This is a genomic window from Erwinia sp. (genome assembly GCF_031978025.1).
In the GTDB taxonomy this organism is placed as follows: domain Bacteria; phylum Pseudomonadota; class Gammaproteobacteria; order Enterobacterales; family Enterobacteriaceae; genus Erwinia.
Window position 1 is genome coordinate 5,927 of sequence record NZ_DALZCD010000115.1, and the last position, 6,143, is coordinate 12,069.

The 6,143-nt window shown below is 57.5% G+C and carries 4 protein-coding genes; 2 read left to right on the plus strand and 2 right to left on the minus strand.

Annotated elements, in window-relative coordinates:
- On the plus strand, positions 1 to 905 hold a 905-nt coding region (locus RTK32_RS11045), incomplete at its 5' end, for an MsnO8 family LLM class oxidoreductase (RefSeq protein ID WP_312043880.1).
- Between the two features lie 9 nt (positions 906 to 914).
- On the plus strand, positions 915 to 2,240 hold the full coding sequence (locus tag RTK32_RS11050) for an LLM class flavin-dependent oxidoreductase (protein ID WP_312043881.1): 1,326 nt from the start codon (positions 915 to 917) through the stop codon (positions 2,238 to 2,240).
- Between the two features lie 39 nt (positions 2,241 to 2,279).
- Here RTK32_RS11050 and RTK32_RS11055 read toward each other — a convergent pair whose 3' ends face one another.
- Positions 2,280 to 3,233, minus strand: coding sequence for an aliphatic sulfonate ABC transporter substrate-binding protein (locus RTK32_RS11055; protein WP_312043883.1), 954 nt, complete (start codon positions 3,231 to 3,233; stop codon positions 2,280 to 2,282).
- A gap of 874 nt (positions 3,234 to 4,107) precedes the next feature.
- A complete protein-coding gene (locus tag RTK32_RS11060) occupies positions 4,108 to 5,928 on the minus strand; it encodes a glycoside hydrolase family 15 protein (protein ID WP_312043885.1) in 1,821 nt (606 codons plus the stop codon).
- Between the last annotated feature and the right edge of the window lie 215 nt (positions 5,929 to 6,143).

Genomic DNA, 6,143 nt, shown 5'->3' on the forward strand with positions numbered 1-6,143 from the left:
CGACGCTTGATTTTGCCCGGACGGCAGAGCGGCTGGGCTATCACCGTCTTTGGGTGTCCGAGCATCACGATAACGACCGGCTGGCAGGCAGCTCGCCGGAGGTTCTGATTGCCTGGCTACTGGCGCAGACCAGCCGGTTACGTATCGGCTCCGGCGGCGTCATGCTGCAGCATTACAGCCCTTATAAGGTGGCGGAAAATTTTCATCTGCTGGCTTCACTGGCCCCGGGGCGCGTCGATTTGGGTGTGGGCAAAGCGCCGGGCGGGCTGCCGCTTTCCACCCAGGCGTTGCAGGGCGAGCAGGCAGGGCAAAAGGATTTTCCTGCGCAGCTGGCGCAATTAACCCGCTATCTCACCGAAGCGACCAGGCCGACCGGTGGGGACGTCGCCAGAGCACTGCCGGCACCCGGGCAGTCGCCGTCTCGCTTTCTGCTGGGCGCGAGCCCGGAAAGCGCGCGGCTGGCGGCTCGTCTGGGGTGGAACTTTGTCTATGCCGGCTTTATTAATGCCTCGGAGCAGGCGATGCGGGAAGCGATCCTGACCTTTCACGAGTACGCTCAGGCAGGCAAGGCGCTGATCAGCCTGGCGGCGCTGGCGGCCGATACCACCGAGGAGGCCGCTTCGCTCCTGGCTGAACAGCATAACTACCGCGTTACGCTGGGCGAGCGTCATGTCACCGTGGGCAGCGAAGCGCAGGCGCTGGATTTCGTGCGCCAGGCGGGTGCGGTGGACTACCGTATTGAAAAGCAAACGCTGAACGTGCTGCACGGCACTGCCGAAGTTATCCACCAGCGCCTGGCTGATTTGCAGCAAAGCCTTCACGTTGACGAATTTATTTTGCATACGCCGCTAAGCAACCCTGCGCGGCGCCTGCGTTCTGTAACTTTGCTGGCGGGCCAGCATTAAGGAGAGTGTATGAGCACCCACATCAAATTCGGCCTGATGCTGCACGGCGCAGGCGGCCATATGAACGCCTGGCGTCATGCCAGCGCGCCGGCAGACGCCAGCGTAAACTTCCGCTACTTTACCGATCTGGCGCAGCAGGCGGAATCCGCAGGATTTGACTTCCTTTTCGTTGCCGACGGCCTGCATATCAATGAAAAATCGCTGCCGCATTTTCTTAATCGTTTTGAGCCGGTGGCCCTGCTGTCTGCGCTGGCGGCGGTAACGCAGCGGATTGGACTGGCCGGCACCATTTCGACCTCGTATAGCGATCCTTTCACCGTGGCTCGCCAGCTGGCGACGCTGGATAACATCAGCGGCGGGCGGGCGGGCTGGAACGTGGTGACTTCACCCCTGGAAGGTTCGGCCAAAAACTTTGGCAAAGCGCATCCGGCGCACTCGCTGCGCTACGAGATTGCCGAGGAGTATATCAATGTAGTTCAGGGATTATGGGATTCCTGGGAAGACGACGCCTTCGTGCGGGATCGGGACAGCGGCGTTTTTTTTGATGCAGCCAAACTGCACAAGCTTAATCACCAGGGCAAGTTTTTTTCGGTAGCCGGCCCGCTGAATATTCAGCGTTCGCCACAGGGACAGCCGGTCATTTTCCAGGCGGGCGCCTCCGATACCGGCATCGGCCTTGCCGGAAAATCTGCCGACGCGGTATTTACCAATGCGCGCACGCTGCAGGAAGCGCAAACCTATTCGCATAAATTGCAGGCCAGCGTAACGGCCAACGGACGTGCGCCGGTCGCTATTTTCCCCGGTATCAGCCCGATTATTGGCAAAACACCGGAAGAGGCCGAAGCGAAATATCAGCATCTGCTGTCGCTGCTTTCGCTTGACGACGCGCTGGCCTACCTGGGCCGTTTCTTCGAGCACCATGATTTTAGTCAGTACGATCCGGATGGGCCTTTTCCAAATATTGGCGAGCTGGGGCAAAACAGCTTCCGTTCCACCACCGACAGCATTAAGCGTCGGGCCAGGGAAGAGAGCCTGACGCTGCGTCAGATAGCTTATGAAACCACGCTGCCGCGCGGTGAATTTTTCGGTACGCCGCAGCAGGTGGCCAGTGCGCTTATTGAGTGGGTGGAAAAGGGCGGCGCAAGCGGCTTTATCCTCAGCGGCCCGGTATTAGTGGAATCCCTGCGCGATATGACCCGGGATGTTCTGCCGATCCTGGCGGCGCGTGGCTACTGGCAGCCTTCTGAAGAAAAGACGCTGCGCGGCAGGTTAGGGCTGCCGTTTAAAACCAATCGCTATGTTGAGCAGGTACGGGAACTGGCGGGAAGTAAATAATTAAGATGACGGGCAGCCTCGTGCCGCCCGCGATGAAACCTACTGCGGCTTCTTATCCAGCGTCCAGGTCGCGCTACTGACCTCGACTTTTACCGGCAGCAGGCCAATCTGCGTAAATTTATCGGCCAGCGCCTGCTGCTGCTTAAACACTTCCGGCGTCATTCTTTCTGCCCCAAAGGGCATTCTGGCGAGGGCTTTCTGCCAGATCGTCGGCGGCAGGCCGGTGGAGGACGAGAGAATGTTTGCCGTTTCTTCCGGATGCCCGTTAGCCCAGTCGCTAAGTTTGCCTGATTCAGCCAGCACGTTTTCTGCCGTTTGCGGATGCGCTTCCGCAAATTTACGGCTGGCCAGATAGAAGGTGTAGTGCGGCACCAAACCTTCCGCGTCTTTTACTATCCTGGCGTTGGCGTGGGTTTCTACTTCCGCCAGATAAGGATCCCAGATAACCCAGGCATCTACTGCGCCCCGCTGAAACGCGGCGCGAGCGTCGGCAGGCGGCAGGTAAACTGGCGTGATGTCCTGGTAGCTCAGCCCGGCTTTCTCCAGCGCGGTAACCAACAGGTAGTTGACATCCGATCCCTTGTTTAACGCCACTCTTTTACCTTTCAGATCGGCAACATTCCTGATTTTTGAAGCCTGTGGGACGACAATGGCTTCGGTTTTGGGGTTGGCGGGCGAATGCCCCAGATAAACGAAATCAGCCTGTGCGGCCTGAGCGAAAGCCGGCGGCGCGTCGCCGGTTGCCGCCAAATCTATGCTGCCCACGTTCAGCCCTTCCAGCATTTGCGGGCCGGCCGGGAACTCTACCCAGCGCACCCGAATGCCCTGTTTCTTAAATTCGTCGTCAAGCGTGCCGCGGTATTTCAGCAGCGCAAACAGATTGGCTTTCTGATAGCCGATATTGACCGTCTCTGGCCGCGATTCCGCCAGCGCCTGCTGGGACGTCGCGGCTATAACCAGCAAGGTAAGGCTGCTAAGAAGATAATTTTTCATTGTTTTTCCCTTAAAGATGTCGTCAGGGCAACATAGCAAATTGGGTGCAAAGGGCTTAGCGAGTAAATCTGCGGTGCTTAGCAGGAAAAAACATATGGATCTGGACGGCAGGGAAATCCGCCCTCAATAAAAATGATTGCCGGGGCAGCCTGCCTTTGAGCAAGAGTCATGCAAAATTTGCCCGGCCAGGTAAAAGAAAAATTGATTCGGTTAAAACAGGGATGAAAAGGTTAAAGCGCATTCGTCCTGCTGCTCTGTGCCTGCGCATCGTAAAACGCCACATCGCCTGTATCGTACATCAGATAGCAGACGGCGGTTTCGATCCGAATATGCGCTCCGCGTGATGCATCCCGACTTTCAGGCTGTTTATCAGAAGGGGGAAAGGGATCGGGCTGCCGGACTAACGCAAGCGCAGATGGCAACAAAAGCCGCCTGCTGTCTTAAGCCATAAAGCCTTTCCGATACCGCTGTCATCCACGCTTTTCCTGAACAACATGATCTGGCGGGCCAGCCGGTAAAAGAGCGCCAGATTTTGGCTAATGTGCGGGCGGCGACGTATTAGGATGATGAAAGACGGCCGTAACGCTTAAGGTAAGCCGGCGCGGCAAGGCAGGGATCGCCTGGCATGCTCCCTGCCTTCTTAACGCGCGGCTTTTGACTCCGCGGCTTTTCCCCGGTTGGCGTATCTTTAGCGGGCAATCTTGCATGGCGCAGACCAGCCTCCCGTAGCCTGTGCCAGCCTTTCCCTACCTTCTTAACGCGCGGCTTTTGATCCCGGAGCGTTTCCCCGATTGGCGTATCTTTAGCGGGCAATCTTGCATAGCGCAGACCAGCATCCCCTCTGGCCTGTGCCTACTACAGCGCAGGCATTGATTTATTTGCCTTTGGCTACGGTTAACGCCTGAGCCGCACAGACCAGCGCCAGATGGCTCAGTCCCTGCGGCAGATTGCCGCGCCAGCTGCCGGTTCTGACATCAAACATCTCGTTGAATATTTCCACGTTGCCTCTGTCGCACAAGCTTTCGAGGATTTCATGCATGAAAGCTTCGGCACGTTCCGTATCGCCCATGGAAGCGCAGGCCTCCACCAGCCAGAAAGAGCAGGCCACAAAAGTGCTTTCTTCCTGTTCCACGCCGCTGTAGCGGTAAAGCATAGCGCTGTTGTGGCCCAGTTCATGTCGGATCGCGTCATAAGTGGCTAACATGCGGTCAGGATTAACCCTGTTGCCATACTGGTGCATCAGCGCCAGCGAAGCGTCCAGCTTGTCTTCGCTGCCGACGTAAAACAGATAGGCCTGGCGGCTTTCCGACCAGCAATTTTCTTCGATCCAGTCACGGATACGATCGCGTTCGCGCGCCCAGCGACCTACCCAGGTCGGTTCAATATGCTCACCTTCGGCCATCTCGACGGCCTGATCCAGCGCCAGCCAGCAGGCCATTTTAGAGTGGGTATAGTGCTGTTCATCAGGCAGCTCCCAAATTCCCGAATCCTTTTGGCGCCAGCTGTCGGCGCAGCAGTTCGCCAGTTCGCCAAGCATCCGCGAGGTGGCGATATCCAGCACGTGACCCGCCTGAATAAAAAGCCGCGCGGTAGCGAGCATATCGCCATACATGCTGAGCTGCACCTGGTCGCGGGCGTTGTTGCCAACGCGTACGGGTTGTGAATCTTCATAACCTCGCAGCGGCAGATAGCGCTCTTCCGGCACCAGGTTGCCCTCAAGGGTATAACAGGCGCGCAGTTTTACACCATGGCGGATAATAGTGTGCGTCAGCCAGGAGAAGGCGGCTTTACAATCTTCCAGCGCGCCCAGGTAGACGAAAGATTTGATGATCAGGCAGGCGTCGCGCACCCAGGCATAGCGGTAGTCATAGTTTTTTTCGCCGCCGAAACCTTCCGGTAAGGATGAGGTTGCCGCCGCCGCCAGCGCACCGGTTGGCGAGTACCAAAGGAACTTCAGCGACAGAGCAGAGCGCTTAACGTGCGTTGAAAAGAGCCCCCGGTAAGAAAGGTGCTCAACCCAGTCCCGCCAGGCGACGTGGCTGGTTTCAATTCTGTCGTCAATAGCCGATAAATCCGGCACCGCCAGCGGCTCTTTTTCACTCGCCAGCAGCGCTATCAGTGAATGCGAACCGGGCGACGTGACTATTCGGCCTTCGACCGCTTCATCGCACAGCGAGCTGATGGTTACGTCGTCACTGGTTCGCAGCATGGTCATCAGATCGCCAATATGAAAAACCGCGCCGTGATGCGTGTTCGCCACCCATGGCGAACGGCTTTCCGCCACCGTGCCCAGCTTAAGACGCAGATTCAGCACGACCTCACCCTCAATACCTTCCACGCGGCGCGCCAGTTCGCTCCAGGGCAGACGACCGGCCAGCGAACTGTTTAGCGATTCGGTCAGGCGTACCGAGCCGCTTTCGGTGCTGTAAAGTGTTTCCAGAACGTTACTGTTTTCGCGATAGCTGCGCTCGACGCGGTAGCTGCCTTCAGGCTCCAGCTGGAAAAAGCCGCCGATGCCGGGATCGAGGATACGATCGAACAGCGGGGGGGAGTCCAGATTGGGCGCGCACCACCAGTCGATAGCACCATCTGGCGCGATCAGGGCAACGGAACGCCCCTCGCCGATGGCCGCATAGTCGCCGAGACCGGCAAAACCCTCTTTGCGCACGGGAGAGCGGTAGGTTTTATTTTTCACTCGACGTCCCTTGTTCAGAATAGAAAAGCGGCCTGAGCCATAAAACGATGATGGCTCACCGAATGACATCAGGCTCTGGATGGAAAAGTATAGATAAGTTTTTAGCTTACGCTGGCAAAACGGCTTGAACGAGGGTGCCGAACGGCAAACCCGAAGGGAAATGGCGTAGCGTTGCTCAAATAATACGGTGCAGGGAGCGGGTTATTAAATCGTCA

What these genes read in the sequence shown, in the direction of transcription:
- RTK32_RS11050 (WP_312043881.1), top strand. Translation starts at nt 915, where the DNA reads ATGAGCACCCACATCAAATTCGGCCTGATGCTGCACGGCGCAGGCGGC.
- RTK32_RS11055 (WP_312043883.1), bottom strand. Translation starts at nt 3,233, where the DNA reads ATGAAAAATTATCTTCTTAGCAGCCTTACCTTGCTGGTTATAGCCGCG.